At 63.3% G+C, this 3,581-nt stretch carries 2 protein-coding genes; both read left to right on the forward strand.

Features of this window, described 5'->3' with window-relative positions; all coding sequences use genetic code 11:
• The first annotated feature begins 866 nt into the window (after positions 1-866).
• Complete coding sequence (locus IC66_RS0103210) at positions 867-2,162, forward strand: N-acetylmuramoyl-L-alanine amidase (protein WP_038946641.1); 1,296 nt, start codon at positions 867-869, stop codon at positions 2,160-2,162.
• A 300-nt stretch (positions 2,163-2,462) separates the two neighbouring features.
• A partial coding sequence (locus tag IC66_RS0103215) for a transglycosylase domain-containing protein (protein WP_038946642.1) occupies positions 2,463-3,581 on the forward strand: 1,119 nt, incomplete at its 3' end.

Below are 3,581 nucleotides of genomic sequence, written 5' to 3' on the forward strand. Positions count from 1 at the left end.
AGCGAGGGTTCGACCCTTGTGACCTTGGCGAGGTAGATATTCCCGCGCAGTTGCTTGCGTTGCGCGGTCTCGAAATCAAACTCTTCGACGCGATTGCCGCGGACCACGACGACCCGGGTCTCTTCCGGGTGGGTGGCATCGATCAACATCTTGTTGGGCATGTCTTAACTCTTGGCGGCGGCGGGCGCGATTCACCGTGGGCGCGAGTTGCGCTGCCGGGTGACGCGACGGTCCACCTGATTCGGGGGTGAGGGGAAGGCCGAAACGCCGTCTCTCGCGCCTTGCCGAACCGGAAGCTTCAGGATCAAGGCGGCGCGCGGGATTTTCACTCCGCAGCGTCGCGAATGATCCTTCAGAATTCGTCGGCACAGTCTGGCGCATCAAGCGTCGGCCCGTATGAAACATTGGGCGGCGAGGCCGCCCTTCAATCAGTTGCTGCTGGCCAGGCATGGCGCGAGCGCGCTCGCCTTGGGGATCACGAACCGCTCCCCTGGGATCAAGGGACCGGGTAATGGGTTACGTCGCTGTCAGAACTGTCCCGGTAACGCGAGAGGTAACCCAGGACCGTCCGCCGCCGGCGCTTGACCCGCTCCACCTCGCTGCCGCGCACCGCGCTGGTCTTAGAGGGGAACGGAAAACGCTGGAATTCCCAAACCTTGAGAGTTCCGGCGCTGCACCGGGAGGCTGAATGCGACACAACCGGAAATATCGGCCGTCAGCATTCCGTACATACGAGGAATGAGCCATCGGTGCAAGGGAGCGTCGCACGGCGGTCACAGTCAGCGAGTTTCGCGTTTCTGTCATTAAGGATCGATTAACCCTGTGGTTCTATTGCGTTAAAAGGGCTGCTCGGAGGCACGGAATCGGTGGCGAGCCGCACAAATCAACGGGTTTTGCTGGGATGCGCACTTCTGTGCGCCGCAGCGTTGCCGTGCGCTGATTCCTCACGCTTGAGCGCCGCGGAAAGCCAGCCGCAACCCACTGTTGCGGTAGCGAATTTTCCAGTCGCCTCGGCCGCCCGGCTGGCCGGCGATGGCAAGCAGACACGCTTCATTCTCGACATCGACCAGACCGTTACCTTCCGTGCGGTCACGCTCGCGGACCCGTACCGGGTCGTCGTTGACGTGCCGCAGGTCAATTTTCAGCTGCCCGCGGGCACGGGGGTCGGGGGGCGCGGCCTGGTGAAGGCCTTCCGCTACGGGCTCGTCATGCCCGGCGGCTCGCGAATCGTGTTCGACCTGACGGGACCGGCCCGGATCGCCAATTCCTATGTGCTGGAGGCGGCCAACGGCCAGCCGGCTCGGCTCGTGCTGGAGCTGGAGGAGGTCGACCGGACCGCCTTCGTGCAGTCGCTCGCACCCGAAAATCGCCCCGAACTGCGGCCCACGATCGCCGAGGCGCAGCCCGCAACCGCTCCCGCGACGACAACCCCTGATACGGCGCAGCAGAAGGCCGATGGCCGCCCGGTGGTCGTGATCGATCCCGGTCATGGCGGCATCGACAACGGCACGCAGTCGAGCGGCGAGAGCGAGAAGAACCTGGTGCTGGCCTTTGGACTGGCGCTCCGCGACAAGCTGGAGAAGGCCGGCAAATACCGCGTGGTCATGACGCGGAACGACGACACCTTCATTCCTCTCAATGACCGCACCAAGATCGCCCGGAATCTGAAGGCCGCCTTGTTCGTCTCCATTCATGCCGATGCGCTGCCCCGTGCCGAGGGCGATGCGCAGGGCGCGACCATCTATACGCTGTCGGACAAGGCGTCCGACGCCGAGGCCCAGCGGCTGGCGGACGCAGAAAATCGGGCGGACGCGATCGCCGGCTTCAACCTCGCCGAGGAGCCGACCGACGTCGCCGACATCCTGATCGACCTCACGCAGCGGGAAACCCGCACCTTTTCAAACCGTTTCGCCCGTCTTCTGATGGGCGAGATGAAGTCGACGGTGCGGATGCACAAGCATCCCCTGAAGTCGGCGGGCTTCCGGGTGCTGAAGGCGCCCGACGTGCCGTCGGTGCTGGTCGAGATCGGTTATGTCTCCAATAAGGGCGACCTCGAGCATCTGGTCTCCGAGGGCTGGCGGTCGCGTGCCGTGGGCTCGATGGCGCAGGCCATCGACGGGTTCTTGACCAAGCGGATGGCCACGGCGGGATCGTCAAATTGACGACCCGGGGGATCGTCAAATTGACGACCCCGGGATCGTCAAATTGACGACCGGGGGATCGTCGAATTGAAAGGGTTTTTCCGTCCCGCCACAAAAGCCCTAGTTTGGCCACAGCGGGCGCTTTATAAAAACGCCGCAGGGGGTTCCGGAATCGGAGAGAATCCCGCTCGGCAAGCGTCTAAAGTCCGGCACTGATGGTATTGCGTAAGCCGGTGAATTGGTGACGTGAAGGTTGGCCCCTGTTTGGGTGCCAAGGGGCTGATACTGAGCTGATCCAGAGATTGAACGGATAAACACATAATGCGCTTGCTGGTGCGGTTCATGGGCTTCCTGTTCGCCGCGGGAACGGTGGTGTTCCTTGTCGGTGTCGGGGCCGTGGCAGGCCTGATCTGGCATTTCTCCAAGGACTTGCCGGACTACTCTCAGCTTCAGGATTACGAGCCGCCGGTGATGACCCGCGTGCACGCGGTCGACGGCTCGCTGCTCGGCGAATACGCCAAGGAGCGGCGGCTGTATCTGCCGATCCAGGCGGTGCCGAAGCTCGTGATCAATGCGTTCCTCGCGGCCGAGGACAAGAATTTCTACGAGCATGGCGGCATCGACTACACCGGCATGGCCCGCGCGGGCGTGGTCTACATCCAGAATTACGGCTCGAACCGGCGTCCGCAGGGTGCCTCCACGATCACCCAGCAGGTCGCCAAGAACTTCCTTTTGACCAACGAGGTCTCCTTCGCCCGCAAGATCAAGGAAGCCTTGCTCGCGATGCGGATCGAGAAGACCTACTCGAAGGACAAGATCCTCGAGCTGTATCTGAACGAAATCTATCTGGGCCTCGGCGCCTACGGCATCGCGGCCGCTTCGCTGGTCTATTTCGACAAGTCGGTGAACGAGCTGACCGTGGCGGAAGCGTCCTATCTGGCCGCGCTGCCGAAGATGCCGGCGACGCTGCATCCGGTCCGCAACCGCGACCGCGCCATCGAGCGCCGCAATTACGTGATCGACCGTCTGGTGGAGAACGGCTGGATCAAGCAGGCCGACGCCGACAAGGCGCGCAAGGAGCCGCTGGCCGTCACCAACCGCTCCAACGGCGCCCACACCTTCGCCGGCGAATATTTTGCCGAGGAAGTCCGCCGCGACATCTTCGAGCGCTACGGCGAGAAGAAGCTGTATGAGGGCGGTCTCTCGGTCCGCACCACGCTCGATCCGAAGATCCAGGTGATGGCGCGCAAGGCCATGGTCTCGGGCCTCGTGAACTATGACGAGCAGCAGGGCTATCGCGGCGCCATGAGCAAGCTCGATACGTCGGGCGATTGGGGCGTGAGGCTCGCCGAGATCAAATCGCTCTCCGACATCTCGCCATGGCGTATGGCGGTCGTGCTGGAGACCAGCGACCAGTCGGCGCGCATCGGCTTCCAGCCG

It is taken from the genome of Bradyrhizobium genomosp. III (assembly GCF_000261705.1).
In the GTDB taxonomy this organism is placed as follows: domain Bacteria; phylum Pseudomonadota; class Alphaproteobacteria; order Rhizobiales; family Xanthobacteraceae; genus Bradyrhizobium; species Bradyrhizobium ottawaense.